The 17945-nt window shown below is 43.5% G+C and carries 16 protein-coding genes; 9 read left to right on the top strand and 7 right to left on the bottom strand.

Going from position 1 to position 17945, the window contains the following annotated elements:
* Positions 1-21: 21 nt before the first annotated feature.
* Positions 22-1551 carry a YifB family Mg chelatase-like AAA ATPase gene (locus HJG39_RS17185; RefSeq protein WP_268411207.1) on the bottom strand — a complete coding sequence of 510 codons (1530 nt, stop codon included), beginning with the start codon at positions 1549-1551 and terminating at the stop codon, positions 22-24.
* A gap of 210 nt (positions 1552-1761) precedes the next feature.
* Positions 1762-4230 carry a TonB-dependent receptor gene (locus HJG39_RS17180; protein ID WP_268411205.1) on the bottom strand — a complete coding sequence of 823 codons (2469 nt, stop codon included), beginning with the start codon at positions 4228-4230 and terminating at the stop codon, positions 1762-1764.
* Positions 4231-4701: 471 nt separating this feature from the next.
* Here HJG39_RS17180 and HJG39_RS17175 point away from each other — a divergent pair, with 471 nt between their 5' ends.
* Positions 4702-5610, top strand: a complete 909-nt coding sequence (locus HJG39_RS17175) for a fatty acid desaturase family protein (protein WP_268411203.1) — start codon at positions 4702-4704, stop codon at positions 5608-5610.
* A gap of 104 nt (positions 5611-5714) precedes the next feature.
* On the opposite strand, the gene fre is transcribed toward HJG39_RS17175, so the two are convergent.
* Together fre and ubiD are read right to left on the bottom strand one after the other, a co-directional pair.
* Complete coding sequence (gene fre / locus HJG39_RS17170; protein WP_268411200.1) at positions 5715-6410, bottom strand: NAD(P)H-flavin reductase; 696 nt, start codon at positions 6408-6410, stop codon at positions 5715-5717.
* A 38-nt stretch (positions 6411-6448) separates the two neighbouring features.
* Positions 6449-7921, bottom strand: coding sequence for a 4-hydroxy-3-polyprenylbenzoate decarboxylase (ubiD, locus tag HJG39_RS17165; RefSeq protein ID WP_268411197.1), 1473 nt, complete (start codon positions 7919-7921; stop codon positions 6449-6451).
* Between the two features lie 96 nt (positions 7922-8017).
* Here ubiD and HJG39_RS17160 point away from each other — a divergent pair, with 96 nt between their 5' ends.
* From HJG39_RS17160 to nrtS, 6 genes are all read left to right on the top strand, one after another.
* Positions 8018-8590: a hypothetical protein gene (locus HJG39_RS17160; RefSeq protein WP_268411194.1), complete on the top strand. Its 573-nt coding sequence runs from the start codon at positions 8018-8020 to the stop codon at positions 8588-8590.
* 134 nt (positions 8591-8724) lie between these two features.
* Positions 8725-9744, top strand: a complete 1020-nt coding sequence (locus HJG39_RS17155; protein ID WP_268411192.1) for an alpha/beta fold hydrolase — start codon at positions 8725-8727, stop codon at positions 9742-9744.
* 75 nt (positions 9745-9819) lie between these two features.
* On the top strand, positions 9820-10284 hold the full coding sequence (gene trmL, locus HJG39_RS17150; protein WP_268411190.1) for a tRNA (uridine(34)/cytosine(34)/5-carboxymethylaminomethyluridine(34)-2'-O)-methyltransferase TrmL: 465 nt from the start codon (positions 9820-9822) through the stop codon (positions 10282-10284).
* A 131-nt stretch (positions 10285-10415) separates the two neighbouring features.
* Positions 10416-12167 carry a two-component system response regulator gene (locus HJG39_RS17145; RefSeq protein WP_268411187.1) on the top strand — a complete coding sequence of 584 codons (1752 nt, stop codon included), beginning with the start codon at positions 10416-10418 and terminating at the stop codon, positions 12165-12167.
* Positions 12168-12319: 152 nt separating this feature from the next.
* Positions 12320-13438, top strand: coding sequence for a methyl-accepting chemotaxis protein (locus HJG39_RS17140; protein WP_268411186.1), 1119 nt, complete (start codon positions 12320-12322; stop codon positions 13436-13438).
* A gap of 306 nt (positions 13439-13744) precedes the next feature.
* Positions 13745-13960 (top strand): nitrate/nitrite transporter NrtS, encoded by a 216-nt coding sequence (gene nrtS / locus HJG39_RS17135; protein ID WP_268411183.1) that lies wholly within the window; start codon positions 13745-13747, stop codon positions 13958-13960.
* 33 nt (positions 13961-13993) lie between these two features.
* On the opposite strand, the gene HJG39_RS17130 is transcribed toward nrtS, so the two are convergent.
* A complete protein-coding gene (locus HJG39_RS17130; RefSeq protein ID WP_268411181.1) occupies positions 13994-14314 on the bottom strand; it encodes a hypothetical protein in 321 nt (106 codons plus the stop codon).
* Positions 14315-14579: 265 nt separating this feature from the next.
* Between HJG39_RS17130 and HJG39_RS17125 the strand changes: the two genes are divergently transcribed.
* Positions 14580-14936, top strand: a complete 357-nt coding sequence (locus HJG39_RS17125; protein WP_268411179.1) for a VOC family protein — start codon at positions 14580-14582, stop codon at positions 14934-14936.
* A 49-nt stretch (positions 14937-14985) separates the two neighbouring features.
* Positions 14986-15828, top strand: a complete 843-nt coding sequence (locus tag HJG39_RS17120; protein WP_268411175.1) for an EamA family transporter — start codon at positions 14986-14988, stop codon at positions 15826-15828.
* 7 nt (positions 15829-15835) lie between these two features.
* On the opposite strand, the gene HJG39_RS17115 is transcribed toward HJG39_RS17120, so the two are convergent.
* Positions 15836-16321 carry a shikimate kinase gene (locus HJG39_RS17115; protein WP_268411173.1) on the bottom strand — a complete coding sequence of 162 codons (486 nt, stop codon included), beginning with the start codon at positions 16319-16321 and terminating at the stop codon, positions 15836-15838.
* A 101-nt stretch (positions 16322-16422) separates the two neighbouring features.
* On the bottom strand, positions 16423-17589 hold the full coding sequence (gene mltC, locus HJG39_RS17110; RefSeq protein ID WP_268411170.1) for a membrane-bound lytic murein transglycosylase MltC: 1167 nt from the start codon (positions 17587-17589) through the stop codon (positions 16423-16425).
* Positions 17590-17945 lie beyond the last annotated feature (356 nt).

Genomic DNA, 17945 nt, shown 5'->3' with positions numbered 1-17945 from the left:
CAACTGACGACAAGCTTCACATTAATTATTTCTTAAACGTGTAATTAACCGTTCCAATGCGCGATAACTCATCGCTTCAGCTAAATGCTGCCTTTGAATTTGTGACGACATGGCTAAATCCGCAATGGTACGCGCCACTTTTAAAATACGATGATAACTGCGAATAGATAGCCCGAGCTTAAGCACCGCAGCGTTTAGAAACACTTGATCTTGAGGCGCTAATACACAAGCTTCACGAATCTCCACACCGGTCATTTGTGCATTGGTTTTACCTAGCCGACGCATTTGTCTTTCTCGAGCGGCATTCACGCGTTCTCGAATAACTTCGCTGCTTTCGCCTTTGTTATGAATCTCTTTTTCAAATTGGTCATTAGGAAGACGCGACACTTCGACTTGTAAATCGATTCGATCTAAAAATGGGCCAGAGATTTTACTCAAATAACGCAAAATAACGTCGGAACTGGTTCTTCCATCATCCACATCACCGGTTGGACTTGGATTCATGGCAGCCACCAGCTGAAATTTTGCGGGAAACGTAGCTTGCCTTGCAGCCCGAGAAATGGTGACAAACCCCGATTCTAGAGGCTGTCGCAAGACATCCAATACATGCCGATTAAACTCCGTCAATTCATCTAAAAATAATACGCCGTGGTTTGCCAACGACACTTCTCCCGGACGCGGATGACTGCCACCTCCCACCAAAGCAACGGCTGAACAAGTGTGATGAGGTGCCCGAAAACTTCTTTGTTTCCAAAGTTGTGTAATCGCGCCTTTCTGTGAGATGGAATTAACAGCGGCGGTTTCGAGTGCTTCTTGCTCTGTCATATCCGGTAGTAGGTTAGGTAATCGGTTCGCCAACATCGTTTTGCCTGTTCCGGGCGGCCCTGTAAACAGGATGTGATGTTCACCTGCGGCGGCAATTTCCAGCGCGCGTTTGGCTAAGCCTTGACCAACAATATCACTCATATCAAGGTGATTAGCGTCTTCTGGTAGCGCTAACTTTTCTTGTAAAGTGGCGGCATTCGCTGGCGCAAGTAGCTCTTGCTGAATGAGGTGTTGATAAACCGTAATTAAATGATGTGAAGGTAATAACGTGGCGTTACTGATTAGGCTCGCTTCAGGTGCATTTTCTTGGGGTAAAATCACCGATTTTTTTGCTTTTTTAGCCGCTAAAACAAAAGGCAAAATACCTGACACAGGCCGAATTTCCCCGGAAAGAGCTAGCTCCCCAACAAATTCATAGGGCTGTAGCGCGGCTTCGGGAATTTGCCCGGCGGCTGAAATAATGCCAATAGCAATGGCTAAATCGAAACGCCCACCTTCTTTGGGTAAGTCGGCGGGCGCTAAATTCACGGTGATTTTCTTGGCGGGAAACTCAAACCCTGCATTAATTAACGCGCTTCTTACTCTGTCTCGAGATTCACGCACCGATGCTTCTGGCAAACCGACTATATTGAACGCAGGAAGACCATTGGCAAGATGAATTTCAACAGTGATCAGTGGGGCTTCAATTCCCACACTGGCACGAGTGTGCACAACAGCAAGTGACATAGCATCTCCTTTGCTAACTATCCGTTTTACATCACCTTATGCGCCTTCTTTACATGGCGTAGTATTAGCGTGATGTTTTGTGTGCTGGATAATGCGAAAAGCTTGCAGGGGTTGCAAGCTTTTATAGGTACTGAAAATTGTCTTAAGTATGGATATTGCGACTCAAAAAATAACACGTCCTTGTGCCGTCCAATTCTCGCAACTTTAGACTTAAAACGTCGCACGGACCCCCATGGTCAACCCTCGACCAGGTAGCGGCGCACGATCTTTCAGGAAGGAACTGTGAACTCTGGCTTCTTCATCCGTTAAGTTGGTTAATCGAGTGAAGAAAGTCCAATCTAAGCCCTCGGTTTGATATTGATAATTCAAGCTCAAATTAACCAAGGTATAGCTGTCGGTTTCGGTTTCAAATTCAGTAATGTCGTCTTGGTCGTCGTACCAAATTACTTCTAAATCACCGTAGAAATTTTGTGTTTCATAACTCAATTCGGACCCTACGCGCAACGGTGGGATACGAGGCAAGTTATCTGAATCGATTTTTGCACGAATGTAATCACCAAATAAGCTCACACGCCAATTGCTGTTTATGTGGTATTTGGCTTCCATTTCTACACCGTATAAGTCGGCATCATCTTGATAGAAGCGATAAATGGGGAAACCGGCTTCATCGTGTTCTTCTTCATGACCGGCTTCTTCCTCGTGCTCTGCTTCTTCTTCCCCATGCTCATGGGCTTCAGCAACACTAACTAAGCCCGTATTGACTTGATAAATATAGTCGTCGACTTGGTTATAGAAAATGGACGCGGTATAGCTCCAGTCGCCAGTGAACTTCCTCCACGTCAGATCGATATTAGTGCTCACTTCCTCTTTAACATCAATCTCATCAAGCTCTACATGTTCGTCATCGAGCGTATAAATCAAACCTAAGTCGTAGCTTTGCGTTGAAATATGATTTCCCGCAGAGAACATTTCCTGATGACTTGGCGCTCTTTCTGAACGCGAGACCGAGAAAGCTAATGAATAACCGGGTGCATATTCCCAATTTGCGCCAGCAGAAACTGATAAACTTGTGAAGCTTTGCTTTGCAATCTCAAAGATTTCCACCGCGTGCTCATGCTCATCTTCGTGCTCATCTTCGTGCTCATCTTCGTGCTCATCTTCATCATGATGTTCTTCAAAGATCTCAAGCTCAACACTAAACGGGTCGGCTTCTAACTCGGTTCTTTCTAAACGCCCACCGAGCTGTACGGTGACATTTTCAAAACGCTTTTCTTCAAGAATGTATAAAGCATAGGAATCGGTTTCGCTAGGAGGCGTGTACGCTTCTTCACCGACTGCCGAGAACTCAATATTGTTGTAATGTAAGCCAATAACACCATGCCAACCGTTGATTTCATCATGGTGCATTTTGAGGCGCGCTTCACTGGTTTCATTAGTGAAAACTGTTCCTACCGCACCCTCTTCAATTTCAGCGTGCTGATAATCCGTATAAGCCGCTTTTAATTGAATGGTGTTAATGCCTTCAAATGGCGAGAACAATTCGCCCGCTAACTGATAGCGAGACATATCTACATCAATATTGACCGACTCTTCCTCTTCTGGCATTAGTGACGCTTCGTGCTCATGTTCTTCTTCATGCTCGTGATCGTCTTCTTCTCCCGGATGACCATGACCCGGTACACCATAAAAGTTATCTAATTCTTGAACGGCAAAGCCTAAATAACCCGCATCTGTTATATACGAAAGGCCAGCGGTGAAATTGGAAGTATTGATGGAGCTTCCTTCTAACGTGCCAGATTCATCTTCTTCATGAGGCTCGAGTTCAGCAAAACCGGGAATGGTGTAATCGCCGGTATCACGATCAAACGCGTCGATATGCCATGCAAAATTGCCTGCGCCACCGGTTAAATCAACTTTACCAAAACGCTCATCGCCTGCCGTTTCATAGCGCGCTTCAACTTCACCCTCTAACGCACTAGGAACATAAGTTGGAATACGCTTATCAACGATATTGACTACACCACCAATTGCACCGCTGCCATATTGCAACGTGGCAGGTCCACGTAATACTTCAACTTGTTCTGCCGAAGCAACATCAACTGCAACGTTGTGATCTGGGCCAATGCGTGATGCATCAGAAACATCCAAACTGTTCTGAACAATTTTCACTCGAGGGCCATCAGTACCACGAATGATTGGGCTGCTGGCAACAGGACCAAAATAAGTGCCGTGAACACCCGGAGTGGATTTTAATGTTTCTCCAAGGGTTGGCGCTTGTTGCTTTCTGAGCATTTCTGCATTTAAAACTGAAACAGGTGTGACGGATTCAAGCACCGAGGTTTTTAGAGAATTGGCTCGAATAACGATGTTTTCAATGTTGCTTGGTTTTAATACAAAGTTGGAAACATAGTTGTCAGGAATAGGGCCTACATCGTTATCACCATGAATATATTTGGTGGAATAAACGTGCAAGTGAACGTGAGTTGGGTCGACATCTTCGAAACGATATTGACCCTTTTCATCGGTATAAACAACGCGATTAGTTCCTTCAATGGTGACTTGCGCGTCGGCAACGGGTTGACCTTGTGTATCAGTGACTTTACCTGTGATTGTTGCGGCGTTTAGCGCACTGCTAACCGCAAAGCTTAGAGCAAGAAGCGAGAGGTGTTTGGTTTTCATACTGAGAATTTCTAATTTGAGTTATGATTTTCATCACTAAATATCGAACTGTTATATTATAACATTTCATTACTCTGTCAAGCGTAACACCTAAAACTGTTGCGTTAGCTTCTGTGCATAACATTCAATTCTTTTCGGCGAGAACAACAGACATCATCATGTTTAACTAGGGTTCAGTTTAAGTTGTTAAGAAATTCAGTTAACGGGTTGTAGTATTGGTGTCATTGTTGAGCAAAACCTCCATTTCATTCTTTGTTCTCCAATGTGGTTGCAATTGTTTCATTCTCTTGTTTGTACCCCTAGAACCTTTGGTCCTAGGGGTTTTTTTTATCTGCCGACATAAACCCCTTAACCGTTGTCAACTCTGCTGCAATCATCTCCTCTCCCTTCTCGCAAATTCCTATGTTAAAGTTAAGTTAATTGCCCAATATTTATCCATCTGATTACCCGTGTTGATACGAGAATACAATTATGAAAACCGCGCCCTTAAGCCAATTCATTAAACCTGAAGAAGTAAAATCGTTAACACAAAAGAATGCATGGCAAGGAGCGTGGGTGATTGCCAAAGCATGGCTTTCTATCGTGGCTATCTTTGCCGTGGTTGTTCTTTGGACCAACCCCATTTCAATTATTGCAGCCATTATTCTGCTCGGTGGGCGGCAGTTAAACCTTGCGATTATCATGCACGATGCAGGGCATCATTTGCTGTTTAAAAGCCGTCAAGCTAACGTATTCGCAGGGAACTGGTTTGCTGCTTACTTCTTATTTTTGAATACTGAACATTACGCTAAACAACATAGCCACCACCATGGCTTAAGCGGCACAGAGCGCGATCCTGATCTCCCTAATTTCAGGGCCTATCCAGTATCAAAAGCCAGCTTCTTACGCAAAGTGGGAAGAGATGTATTTGGTATCACCGCGATTAAATTTATTTTGGGATTGATACTGAACAAAACAGGGCTAATGGAAAAGGACGATCAGCATTATCGAACCGTCGTGAAAGGTGTAATGGTAAATGTGCTGTTTGTTGCAGTGTTATGGAGCCTCAACGTAACGTGGCTTTATGCACTTTGGATTGGGGCCTTTTTCACTAGCTACATGCTAGTATTACGCATTCGCCAAGCTGCTGAACATGGCGCAGTGCCAGACGCATTAAACCGCGATCCACGAGCTCACACTCGTACAACACTAGCTAATTTTGCTGAGCGTTTGCTTTTTGCACCTTCAAAAGTTAACTATCATGTTGAACATCATTTAATACCCAATGTACCTTGTTATCGATTACCTGAATTACATAAATTGCTAGTTGAACGTGGCTATTACCAGCAATATCCGGTCACACAAGGTTATGGTGTTTTAATGAAAGATTTAATCGCCTAGCCAATTCAGAAATACCAAACGTAAAGCCCATAAAAAAGCGCCGGAAACAATTCTGTTTGCGGCGCTTTTTTCTAGAACGATTGACGATAATATAATGAAACGCGTTAGATAAACGCGTAAGCATCACCTACGAGGTTTTCTGCCAAAAGCCCTTGCGTATAGAAATCATCACGCGCCACTTTTGCCATGTCAAAACGTCCAGCAACGTAAATGCTAAAGGCTTTTAAGTCTTGATGGTCGGCAACAACGGCTTTATGTACCCAGCCAGTTTTTCCTACCCAATCTACTTCTGCATTTTCCACTACGGGAATAAAGGTAAATCGCTCATTTTCTAACGCTAAATCGCTTAATAACTGATATTCATACATATCATTTAGCGAACGCGTTCCCCAGTAAAGCGTGACATTCACATTAGAGGCACCTTCCAATGCTGCATTCAAAATAGAACGTGCATAGGAATAACCTGTTCCCCCCGCAACCAAAATCATTGGATTCGGATCTTCACGGCGCAAATACGCTTCACCTTTTGGCGAACTAATGAAGATTTCACCTTCTTTCATTCGTTCTAGCACTTCTAAAGAGCGAGTCTCTTGTTCAGATGCGCCAATGTGCAGTTCTATTTTATTATCTGTTCGTTGTGCATTAGCGATAGAAAACGCACGACGATCATTTTCAGCCATAATCACTTCAATATATTGACCGGGATGAAAATTCACTTCTACGCTCGGTCTTAAGGTCACTGCGGTAACAGTTGGAGTTAACGGCTCCATACTTTCTACCTGACACAATATTTCTGTCATTTAAATACCAACTTTAGGCTTCTTTTCAGGCGGCTTAGTTACTCAGTATCAATACCAAGCTCGTCCCAAATGTTATCAATCTTTGTTTTGATGTCCTCATCCATCACGATGGGAACACCCCACTCTCTAGTCGTTTCACCGGGCCATTTATTTGTTGCATCCATCCCCATTTTGGAACCGAGTCCCGATACTGGAGAGGCGAAATCTAAGTAATCAATGGGGGTACTTTCCACCATTGTTGTATCTCGTGCAGGGTCCATACGAGTTGTCATTGCCCAAATAACATCGTTCCAATCTCTGGCATTGACGTCATCGTCACACACAATCACAAACTTTGTATACATGAATTGGCGCAGGAATGACCACACTCCCATCATCACCCGCTTTGCATGGCCGGGATATTGTTTTTTCATAGTAACAATTGCCATCCGGTAAGAACAGCCTTCTGGTGGCAAATAAAAGTCCACTATCTCGGGAAACTGACGTTGCAAAATCGGAACAAAAACCTCGTTTAATGCCACGCCTAGAATCGCGGGCTCGTCTGGTGGTCGGCCAGTATACGTAGAATGATAAATAGGATTTTTACGGTGCGTAATATGGGAAACAGTAAACACTGGGAAGGTGTCCACTTCGTTGTAATAACCTGTATGATCCCCATAAGGTCCTTCTGGCGCAGTTTCATTTGGGTCAATATAACCTTCAAGCACTATCTCAGCGCTTGCAGGCACTTGTAAATCGTTACTTAAGCATTTAATGACTTCGGTTTTTTCACCGCGTAAAAGGCCAGCAAATGCAAATTCAGATAGTGAATCCGGCACAGGGGTAACAGCCCCTAAAATGGTAGCCGGATCGGCCCCCAAGGCAACAGATACAGGAAAAGGCTTACCGGGGTTTTCATCACACCACTCTTTAAAGTCCAGTGCGCCACCACGGTGCGACAACCAACGCATAATAAGCTTATTAGGCCCCAACAACTGCTGGCGATAGATCCCTAAATTCTGACGCTTTTTATGCGGCCCTCGTGTGACACTAAGACCCCACGTAATTAATGGAGCAACATCACCCGGCCAGCATTTTTGAATCGGCAATTTCGTTAAATCAACCTGATCGCCAGTTAGTACCACCTCCTGACACGGTGCTTTGCTCACTTCCTTGGCAGGCATATTTAACACTTGCTTAAACACTGGCACTTTTTGCCACAGATCCTTTAAGCCTTTGGGTGGCTCTGGCTCTTTCAAAAATGCCAGTAATTCGCCCACTTCTCGCAAAGCAGAAACCGACGTTTGTCCCATTCCCATCGCCACACGTTCAGGTGTTCCGAATAAGTTGGCAAGCACAGGAATATCGTAGCCAATTGGATTTTCGAACAGTAACGCAGGGCCACCGGCTCTGAGTGTTCTGTCTGCGATTTCTGTCATTTCCAGCTCGGTAGAAATAGGATGGGAAATGCGTTTAAGCAGGCCCTTTTCCTCAAGCTGGTTAATAAAGTCCCTAAGATCTTTGTATTTCATTGCGCCGAGTAATAGTCTTTAAAAGAGAGGCGATTATATGCTGCCTACCTCGGGGCCGCAAAATTAGTCGTAAATTGACTTTAAGGATGGTTGTATATGTTAATTTCTTTGAACCCCAGATTATCCCTTCTCGGGTTGAGTTTGCTCAGCTCATTTTCTGCATTGGCCTGTAATGACACGCGCTTCAGCGACTTTGATTTCTGGGTTGGAGAATGGGAAGTACGGTATGCCAACGGCGAAGTGGCTGGCACAAATACTATTTCCCCTTCACTTAATGGTTGTGCATTAGAAGAGCATTATGTAGCTGCAAATGGATATGAAGGTAAAAGCTTAAATACGTTTGATCAATCCACACAGCAGTGGCATCAAACATGGGTCGATAACACAGGGTTAGTATTGCAACTTGATGGCAACCTCAGCGAGAATAAAATGGCGCTTTGGGGTAAAGGTTTAGATCAATCCGGCAAGCTCATCATGCACCGCATTGTTTGGGAAAAGCTTGCCGTCGCGCCGCAAGGTCAGCGTCCATCACTCACACAAACTTGGCAAGTGAGTCAGGACCAAGGGCTAAGCTGGCAAACATTATTCGAGGGCTTATATTTCAAAGCCCATGCGGCAGAAAATCAAGACGATAAAACGCCGCAGCAACCAGTATTTAACGGCAGATAACCTATTAGCGAATGGCTTCATCGTGTATGCCCGAGATAAACGTCAAACATGTGATAAAATCCGGCAAAGCGATGAAGCATTTTATCGGTATAGCTTTTATAATCTGTGTAGAATTTTTCGATACGGCTAGTGCAATGACCTCATCCATTTATCTCACAAAAGAACACGATTTACCTCAAGTATTCCCCAATATCATTGAACCTTTCTGGGAACAGAATGTGGTGGAAACACGGTTTGAAGGGGAAAATGGTATTCAGATTTTTGCTGCCTACCTCATTCATCCCACGCCTAAAGGCAGTATTGTTATTTCCGGCGGCAGAACCGAAGCAGGGGTTAAATTTAAAGAGCTTTTCTACGACTTGTATCAAAATGGTTACTCGGTCTTTACCGCTGATCATCGTGGACAAGGCTTATCAGGCAGAATGCTGAAGGACCCAGAACGAGGTTATGTCGAAAATTTCGATTTATACGTTAAAGACTTCAAAACCTTCTACGACTCCATTGTACTACCCAACAGTAAAACCCTTCCCTTTTTGCTGTGCCATTCTATGGGTAGCACTATTGGGGCGCTTTATGCCATAAAATACCCAAAAGACTTCCAACGTATTGTATTTAGCTCCCCAATGTTTGGCATTGCAGGCCCAATTACCCAAGAACAAGCTCGCAAGGTTATTTCCGTTGTTAAGCGTATCAATCGCTTATTTAGCCGCACGCCTTGGTACTTTTTCGGACAAAAACCTTATGCAAATGAATTCTTTATTACCAATAATATTGTGCAAAGCGAGATCCGCTTCAACATCCATAATAATGTTTTTAAAGAATATCCCGCTTCGCGCCTTGGAGGCGTCACCGTTGATTGGCTAGACCAAGCTTTAATTGCAATGGACAAAATTCTTCAACAGGCTCACAAAATCACAACACCAGTGCTGTTAATCCAAGCAGAGGGCGATAGCATTATCGATAACACTTCCCATCAACCCGTTTGTAGCGCTATGCCAAATTGCCTTTTTGAAGTTATTCCCGGAGCGCGACACGAGTTGTTCATGGAGCAAGACCAATACCGCACCCCAACTTTGGAAAAAGCATTACAGTTTTTTCAAACGGGTGCGCAAATTGAAGAGTTCAAACCTTCTCAACCTGTCGTCACTGAATAGCTATTTTGTGACAGCCCAAGACGCCACCATTGGTTTGTTTTATACTGCGCCCCTGTTTTTTTATCACGATAAATCATGCTAGATATTATTCTCTATCAACCCGAAATTCCGCCTAACACAGGCAATATCATTCGTTTATGTGCCAATACGGGTTATAACCTGCATTTAATTGAGCCGCTAGGCTTTGACTGGGAAGATAAGAAAGTGCGTCGAGCTGGGCTCGACTACCACGAGTTTGCCCATGTTCAGCGACATGCTTCTTTGCAGGTTTATTTGGAAAAAAAACCCAACAAAACCGTTTATGCTTGCACAACCAAAGGTACTCAATGGTTCACTGAGCCCAAATACAAAGCGAACGATGCGCTATTGTTTGGTCCTGAAACCCGAGGCTTACCAGAAGACATCATTGAAAGCTTGCCCGCGGCGCAAAGATTACGGATCCCGATGTTGCCAGATAGTCGCAGCATGAACTTGTCAAATGCCGTCAGCGTTTTTGTTTATGAATCTTGGCGCCAACTCGATTTTACAGGGGCGCGTTAGTTACCCTAAAAATACTCAGCTTAACTAACACATTTTCTGGTTGCGTCTATACTCTATTTTATCATGTCTGTGGAAGTACATTGCTACGGTGATAAGCATTATAGATATTCAACAATTAAAGAAAAATAAAAATGAAAAAGCTGGATTCGCTAGTCGTCTCAAAAAACGAGATTTTGTCCGTAGTAGTGATAGGTGGAAGTGAAGCAGAGAACATGAGAATAGACAAAATGCTGCAACAAAGCGGCGTGTCTTCTACTCATTTTCAGGTTCCACCGGTGACGCTTATAACTCCAAAAAGCAATGACGACAACATTTCAACCCTTCCCCCCCTCAACACCATAAACGCCTTTCTCATTATTCAAGACAGCACCAACAATTGCGGCTCTGTCGCCACCATTCGTCAACGTTATCCCCATATTCCTATCATTGTCATTATCAGTCATTACGATGCCAATCTTGCTTCAGATGTTCTGAAAAGTGGTGCTCAGGAATGCATCACACAACAAGAGGTTTCTCCCGAATTATTAAAGATGTTAATCAACAACGCACAAACACGCTTGCAAACAGATCAACATCAACAACGTGCGCTGGAAGATTCGCAGACTCGAATATCGGAATTGGAAAAGATTGCTCATACGGATTATTTAACACACATCCCTAATCGGGCTTCTTTTAATAAAATTATCAGTCGTCGCTTGTACAACGCGATGCGTTCAGGCAAACCTGTTGCGCTCATTTATTTAGATTTGAACGACTTTAAGCATGTGAATGATACCTTTGGTCATGATGCAGGCGACAAGCTGCTGCAACACGTAGCCAAAAGATTGCGTCAAACCTGCCGAAGTACAGATTTTCTTGCGCGACTCGGAGGCGACGAATTCGCTATTTTAACGGAACAAATGGACTACCGATGTGAAGTTTTCGCGCTAATTGACCGATTGACGAAAGCGTTTGAGCCACACTTTAACCTTAATACAATACAGTTAGCGTGCCGTCCAGCTATTGGTGTCGCATTTTATCCCGATGGGCAAACTCCCGAAGTGCTGGCTCAACAAGCAGATTCAGCCATGTATTTAGCAAAGCAGAAGCTTAGCAATCCTGTTTGCTTCTATACAAAAAAAATGCGCCACCAGTTCTCTCGTTCGCTTCAAATTCACACTCAAATCCCTAATGCCATTGAACAGGGAGAATTCGACGTACATTTCCAACAAGGTGTTGATACTCACGATAGCCAGCATCTTGTATTTGAAGCTCTGTTGCGATGGAAGTCGTTATTCTTGGGAAGCGTGATGCCCGGTGAATTTATTCCAGCACTCAACAAAGGCGAGCAGGAAAATCAACTCACATTATTGGTCTTACAAAAGTCCAACCTTCTATTAAACCTTGCTCCCCGCGACCGTAAAATTACCATTAAAATCAATGTAACACCGTCCCAAATTGCAAGCCTTCACTACATCAATCAATTCATTGCACAAATGGAAGAATTGAACATACCTCCGCACTCAATTTGTTTGGAGGTGGGATCGAAAGAAGTAGGACAAAACCCGACTCGATTACTCGCTGGTTTCGACTTAATAAAACAAGCGGGGATTCGTTTATCCCTTGATAACTTTGGTGTTGATGATGTGTCACTGGAACAATTGCTGAATATCCCCATTGATATTCTCAGTTTCGACAAAGAAATGACGAAATTCATCACTCAAGACGAAGGCAAACGCGCCATGATCGCAGGCGTAGTTGAGATGGCACACCGCCTCGGTATCCGAGTATGCGTTGAAGGTATTGAACAGGAAATTGAGCACGAAATCACGAATAAACTAGGGTGCGACTTCCAACAAGGCTTTTTCTATTCTGAACCTAAACCCCTGCCCAAATTATTTTGACGCAAATGGTCTTTTTCACATTCAGATAATTTAAAGAAAAATAGTACCCCAAAAACCTGTTAAATCAAGATATGAATGGGGTATTATCCATTTGTATAAAAATTTTCACCCCACCAACACGACCACTTTAGGTTTAAATTAGGATCAATGTTATGCATTCATCAGAAAAAGGCTTTTTGGAGCGTTGCCTTGAACGTCCCGTTATTGAAAGAGCCACGATCATCATGATCATAGCCGGAACCATTTTGACGCTTGTTAGTCATGGTGGCAGGTTAGTCGAAGGCGACTTTACTTGGTATAGCATCGTTCTGACTTACATTATCCCCTACATTATTACCACAATTAGTATGACCATCGACAGGGCGAGAAGAGAGTTAACCGCCACAGAACTAAAAGAGCAGCGAGCAAAAGAATATCCTGCGGAAAAGTTGCTCGATCCGCTTAACGAAATTGATACCTTATCCAAACAGGTTTTTGAAAATGCGACTCGTGTAAATCACGTTTCTTATGAAAGAGCCTCATTTGCACAAGAGGTGGTGAACAGAATGGGGGAAATTTCTAATAGCTTTGATTCTTTCGCCTCCGAATTTAAAGATGGCGTGTCACAGGCAGAAACGGCTGAAAACACCTTCAATATTGTGCATCAATATATCAATTCTATGATTGAGTCTATTGATACAACCGCGAAAGCATCTGATGCCTTGCGCGAGCAAATTAACACATTCCTTCAAGAATTCGACAAGATAAAAGGCTTGGCGACCACCATTACATCAACCTCCGAACAAACAAACTTACTTGCCCTAAACGCTGCCATTGAAGCGGCAAGAGCGGGCGAATCCGGTAGGGGCTTTGCAGTGGTTGCAGAAGAAGTTAAGGCGTTGGCGAACAACTCCAAAGAAAATGCCGACAGCATCAATCAAACTTTGACACGACTCGTTGGTAGTCAGGATATTATCACGAAAAATATTGCCGATTTATCCGACACAATGGACGGCGCTTTAGACGATTCAAAAGAAGTGAACGCTTGCTCAAGTGAGGCTAAAGAAGCCCTGAATGTGTTAAATACAATTTTGAATAACGCTCATCAGCAAACGCAAACACAAATCCACAATCTGCAAGAAATCCATAACACGGTTACTGAAATAGCTGATGGTGCCCAAAAAGCCATTGCAGGCTCAGCAACCAATATGAAAATTGGTGAGCAGCTAGTTGAAAAAACAGAACACGTTAAAGAATTTGCATCTAACATGCAGCAAGCGGTTGTTAACTAACGCTGGTATGGGGAACCATAGGTTATAAAGTGACCATGGTTCTTCAAAGCTTCCCCAAGACTCAGTTCCTCGCTCCGTTAGCTTCCCAATATTTCGTTTTTCTAACGCAAATTGACCAAGTGACACCTGTTATTTGGAAACAATATTTCACAAACAAATACGCCACATAAGCCTAATAATATAGGCTCATGATTTCAATTATTGATACACTATCACATTAGATGTTGGAGCAATAAACAGCGTTGAATACCGTGGTCTATTACGCCTTATATGACGATACAACAGGACAATATTACAGAGGTCAGGATGTCGCAGCTCACCGAATTTTTTATACAACCGCAAGTCGTTAAGCGCGCATTTATCGTAGCCATCATCGTTGGCACCATCTTAAACATCATCAACCAAGGTGAAAATTTCTTAAATCAGAGTGTGGTGTGGTGGAAAGTCATTCTTACCTACATGGTGCCTTATTGCGTATCAACTTACAGTAGTGCAGCCGAACGAAGCAAGAAATGTCATTGACATAGCGCACCTTAAAAAGAATAGCGTCGCTGTTTAGTACATCCAAACCCGCACTTGCTCTGGATGTTTGGTTTCTTTCAGGCTGTTGTCGATTGAACAGCGAAACGACTGACGCTCTTCCTTGCCGAATCCATCTTTCACTGTTACCAAGCCTGTGACATCCGTTACTGTTTTTAATAGCTTATTCTTTTTGCTATTTACTTCATGAATGTCATATCCGTAGCGCGCTTTATCCTGTATTGCTTGAACACACAGTTTTTCCTGCCATGTGTATTTGTCTTTGCAACCGGAGAGTAGAAGTAAAAAAATAGAAATCATCAAAGCAAGCGCTCGGGATGATAGAGTTTGCGGCATTTTTTAAGTCCTAGAGCAGTGACATTGCTATTCAAAACAACAGCAGAACGTCAATTATCTTCTTATACAATAACAACAAGAGCGTATAAAACGAGTGTTAATGAGCATCATTTTAACCCAAAAAACCTAATATAATTATCGAGTTAACATTAACGGTATAGCATTTTATACAGCAAAATAGACAATTGTTGATGTCATATACAATATAGAGCATATTACTGTTCATAGAGAAAAACAGCTTAAACAATTTGTAATGGACTTGCCCATGCCTGATCACGAAAAACTCAATTATGTGGAATTCCCCGCCTCTGACTTAACCGCCACAAAAACCTTCTTCGAAGCCGTTTTTGGCTGGTCTTTCACCGATTACGGTCCAGAATATACTGCTTTTAGCGATCAGGGACTAGACGGTGGTTTTTTCACTTCACCTTTAAGTAACCAGACCGAAAATGGTGGCGCATTATTGATCTTTTACAGCAACAATTTAGAAGCGACCTTGAACAAAGTAGAAGCCAATCAAGGCAAAATCGCGAAGCCGATATTCTCCTTCCCCGGAGGAAGACGCTTTCACTTCATTGAACCTAGTGGCAATGAGTTTGCGGTGTGGAGCGATTTAGAATAACCTCCGCTCCACATAACATTCCAATCATTTAAGCAGGACCATCAAGCCTATGGCATTACTTTGGCTTATTACTCTTTTGTGGGCATTTTCTTTTTCATTGATTGGCGAGTATCTTGCCGGACAAGTTGATGCTTATGTTGCCGTTACTTCTCGTATGGCGCTTGCGCTGCTGATTTTCCTGCCATTTTGGCGTCGCATAAACTGGCGTTTAGCCGTTACTTTAATGCTGATTGGCGCGGTTGAAATTGGCATCATGTATTTGTTTTTATATCAGTCTTACCAATACTTAAAAGTACCCGAATTGCTGCTTTTCACCATTTTCACCCCTATCTATATCAGTTTATTTTCCGATATTTTCGCACGACGACTCCCTAAACATTTTTGGGCCCCGGCACTGTTGGCAGTCGCAGGTGCAGCGGTGATCCGCTGGACTGATTTAAGCAATGATTATTGGCGTGGATTTTTGCTTATTCAAGCGGCAAACGCCTGCTTTGCTTTTGGGCAAGTGTGGTATCGACACCTAAATCAAAACATCAATATTCCTCATAAAACTCGGTTCGCTTGGTTCTTTTTTGGTGCGTTATGCATCACTTTATTAGCAACAACAATGCTTGGTGATACCAACAAATTACCCTCAACGCCAACCCAATTTAGTGTGCTGCTATGGCTCGGTATTGTTGCATCCGGTTTAGGTTATTTAGGTTGGAGTTATGGCTCCACTAAAGTGTCGGCACAACAATTAGCGGTCATGAATAACATGCTCATTCCTGCTGGCATTTTGGTGAATGTTGTTATTTGGCAAGGGCAAGCAGATTGGGGACGACTGGCCATTGGCAGCTTGTTTATTCTTGCTGCGCTGACGTTAAGTCGAAAAGCCGTCCATCAATCTTGAAGCAGGTTCACACTTCTTTGTTTGTGGTGAATCGGGATTTAGTGCCATCGAAGCGGTCGAACAATTCTCTGTGGGCTTGGCGAGAAAAAGTATCTTCTCGTTGCTCATATTGACCAATCCATTCAATGAGCATCGGCAGATTTTCATCTTGAGCCGATTTAGATGCGTATTTGTGCGGCTCCCACGGACGTTTTTGGGCATTCTCAACGCACTGAGAAATAGGCAAATCGAGGAAAATAACCTCTGTAGCCTCATCAAGCACCAGCGCCAGTAAATCCGCATAACAGCCTTCAATCACCCAGTTCTCATTGTTTTTCACAAAGTGAGTAATATCGAGATGAGCCGCTTCCAAAGGCTTTCGTACAGGAGGATGTTGCGGTAGCCATGCGATGCTATCTAAATCCAAATGCGCCAACTGCCACGCGTCTTTTAACTGCAACGCTAACGTGGACTTCCCCGAACCAGAATTGCCAAATACAATGATTTTCTTCAATGTTATTCCCTTGAGCACAGCGCTAATGCACGAGTTTAAATAGCTGTGTTTAATTGTCTACAGGTGACTAATATTTTGTCGTGGATATGTCGTATTTACTTTTAGTATTTGCTTTTAAATTTAGTCACTTTTTCCAGATAACGGCGCGACTCCGCTCGCGGATGTTTTTGCGTTAGCCGCCAATACACCTGACTTGGTGTGAGATTGTTAATCACCGCTGGGGCATTTTTACGATCGCGACTAAACGTTTTGAACACATTGCCCGCGCCGCCATTGTAAGCAGAAATAATACTGTATTCACGACTGGTAGAATTGCTGACTTTCTTCAAATAAATGTCATCGAGGATGTGTAAGTATGCGGTGCCAATATCAATGTTTTGTTCCGGCTTAAACAACACAGATTTCGTCGGTTTGTCGTTACGCTTTTTAATACGCGTGTAAACATCTTTGCCTGCGGTAGAAGGCACCACTTGCATTAAACCGTATGCGTTAGCGGCGCTTACCGCAAAAGGGTTGAAGCTGCTCTCGGTTTCGATAATGGCGTAAATCAACTCAGGTTGAACCTGATACTTCGACGCTGACGCCAACACATATTGGGAGTATTTCTGTTTTCTTAACTGCTCATGATTCCGCTCCATTGGCACAGTGACATAGTACGTTGTGCCTTTGCTAGAGCGCTTCGATTTCATTTGCGTTGTAATTAAATGATCGGCATAACGTGACGCTCGCCACTGATAACGAATGGGTTTTTTGTCATGATCCAACACCTGCCCATAAAGATACGGTTTACCGTTAAATTGTGGTGATTTGTCGGTGAAAATGTCGGTCGCTGTTGGGTCATCTGTGGTTAAAAGCGTGGTGACAATCGCATCCTTTAAGTGCTGATTGGGATTCTGAGTATTAATCGTTTCGACGGTGATGGTTCCCGCGCCAAAATCCACTAATGCGCGTGAGCGGTAGTTATCCGTATATTTCACGTATTTCTTTTTGGAGGGGACCTTTGCTTCTTTTTTACCCCACACCTTACCGGCGTTACCTCGTAGCTCATCTAATAGCTTTTTAATGCTTTGGATATCTCTGACCAGCGCAGTAGGATCGTTTTTGTATTGCAGCTCTTTTCGCTTAGCGAAGCTTTTTAGCGCTTGCTCGGGCTTATTAGTTTGTAACGCTTGAACGAAATTACGCTGATCCGTCGCGGAGCAGGCTAGGAGTAGGAAAGTGACTGTTGCTGCCATTAGAGCGCGCGAAAAAAAAGAAAAGCTTGCCATGATTCGCCCCGAGTCAATTGAGAAACAAAATGCCTGTTTATTATCAACTGAATTGAGGGTTCATTACCACAAGCTTTTGTTTCAAATAGCGAATTATCAATCACTACTAGAGAATTAGGCGCAAACCCTCAGCCGCAGGGAAGCGGCTGCGGAGCGTACATGGAAGTATTTACAGCGAGTTTGCGATAAATATCTACCGGTAACTCGAACATGAAGTCCACCTGAAAATCCGCTTGGCGTGTAAACGCAGCCTGCTCGTAATTCAACAAGTTACCGGTGGAGAATTAGGCGCAAACCCTCAGCCGCAGGGAAGCGGCTGCGGAGCGTACATGGAAGTATTTACAGCGAGTTTGCGA

It is taken from the genome of Alteromonas sp. a30 (genome assembly GCF_026788005.1).
Classification (GTDB): domain Bacteria; phylum Pseudomonadota; class Gammaproteobacteria; order Enterobacterales; family Alteromonadaceae; genus Paraneptunicella.
This window is presented reverse-complemented; position numbering and strand designations above follow the sequence as displayed.

What these genes read in the sequence shown, in the direction of transcription:
- HJG39_RS17185 (WP_268411207.1), bottom strand. Translation starts at nt 1,551, where the DNA reads ATGTCACTTGCTGTTGTGCACACTCGTGCCAGTGTGGGAATTGAAGCC.
- HJG39_RS17180 (WP_268411205.1), bottom strand. Translation starts at nt 4,230, where the DNA reads ATGAAAACCAAACACCTCTCGCTTCTTGCTCTAAGCTTTGCGGTTAGC.
- HJG39_RS17175 (WP_268411203.1), top strand. Translation starts at nt 4,702, where the DNA reads ATGAAAACCGCGCCCTTAAGCCAATTCATTAAACCTGAAGAAGTAAAA.
- fre (WP_268411200.1), bottom strand. Translation starts at nt 6,410, where the DNA reads ATGACAGAAATATTGTGTCAGGTAGAAAGTATGGAGCCGTTAACTCCA.
- ubiD (WP_268411197.1), bottom strand. Translation starts at nt 7,921, where the DNA reads ATGAAATACAAAGATCTTAGGGACTTTATTAACCAGCTTGAGGAAAAG.
- HJG39_RS17160 (WP_268411194.1), top strand. Translation starts at nt 8,018, where the DNA reads ATGTTAATTTCTTTGAACCCCAGATTATCCCTTCTCGGGTTGAGTTTG.
- HJG39_RS17155 (WP_268411192.1), top strand. Translation starts at nt 8,725, where the DNA reads ATGACCTCATCCATTTATCTCACAAAAGAACACGATTTACCTCAAGTA.
- trmL (WP_268411190.1), top strand. Translation starts at nt 9,820, where the DNA reads ATGCTAGATATTATTCTCTATCAACCCGAAATTCCGCCTAACACAGGC.
- HJG39_RS17145 (WP_268411187.1), top strand. Translation starts at nt 10,416, where the DNA reads ATGAAAAAGCTGGATTCGCTAGTCGTCTCAAAAAACGAGATTTTGTCC.
- HJG39_RS17140 (WP_268411186.1), top strand. Translation starts at nt 12,320, where the DNA reads ATGCATTCATCAGAAAAAGGCTTTTTGGAGCGTTGCCTTGAACGTCCC.
- nrtS (WP_268411183.1), top strand. Translation starts at nt 13,745, where the DNA reads ATGTCGCAGCTCACCGAATTTTTTATACAACCGCAAGTCGTTAAGCGC.
- HJG39_RS17130 (WP_268411181.1), bottom strand. Translation starts at nt 14,314, where the DNA reads ATGCCGCAAACTCTATCATCCCGAGCGCTTGCTTTGATGATTTCTATT.
- HJG39_RS17125 (WP_268411179.1), top strand. Translation starts at nt 14,580, where the DNA reads ATGCCTGATCACGAAAAACTCAATTATGTGGAATTCCCCGCCTCTGAC.
- HJG39_RS17120 (WP_268411175.1), top strand. Translation starts at nt 14,986, where the DNA reads ATGGCATTACTTTGGCTTATTACTCTTTTGTGGGCATTTTCTTTTTCA.
- mltC (WP_268411170.1), bottom strand. Translation starts at nt 17,589, where the DNA reads ATGGCAAGCTTTTCTTTTTTTTCGCGCGCTCTAATGGCAGCAACAGTC.